The organism is Mesorhizobium sp. M7A.F.Ca.MR.362.00.0.0 (assembly GCF_004023175.1).
In the GTDB taxonomy this organism is placed as follows: domain Bacteria; phylum Pseudomonadota; class Alphaproteobacteria; order Rhizobiales; family Rhizobiaceae; genus Mesorhizobium.
The window spans coordinates 1-283 of record NZ_RZTF01001012.1 but is presented as its reverse complement, the minus strand read 5'-3'; the positions used below and the strand labels follow the sequence as shown (position 1 = coordinate 283).

Annotated in this window: 1 protein-coding gene; it reads left to right on the top strand. The window is 43.8% G+C overall.

The features are described from left to right. A partial coding sequence (locus EOC06_RS38920; RefSeq protein ID WP_128310196.1) for an ATP-binding cassette domain-containing protein occupies window positions 1-283 on the top strand: 283 nt, incomplete at both ends.

Genomic DNA, 283 nt, shown 5'->3' with positions numbered 1-283 from the left:
CGTAAAAATAAAAACCTTGCCCCTATTCGTCAAAAGGTAGGAATCGTCTTCCAGTTCCCCGAAAGCCAGCTTTTCGAGGAGACAGTGGAAAAGGATATTTGCTTTGGACCGATGAACTTTGGTGTAAGCGAGGAAGAAGCTAAAGTAAGAGCAAAAAAGGCGCTTAAAGAAGTTGGTCTGTCTGAAGAGTATTTGACTAAATCTCCATTTGATTTATCTGGAGGGCAGATGAGAAGGGTTGCAATTGCAGGAGTTCTGGCAATGGAACCAGAGGTGCTTGTGC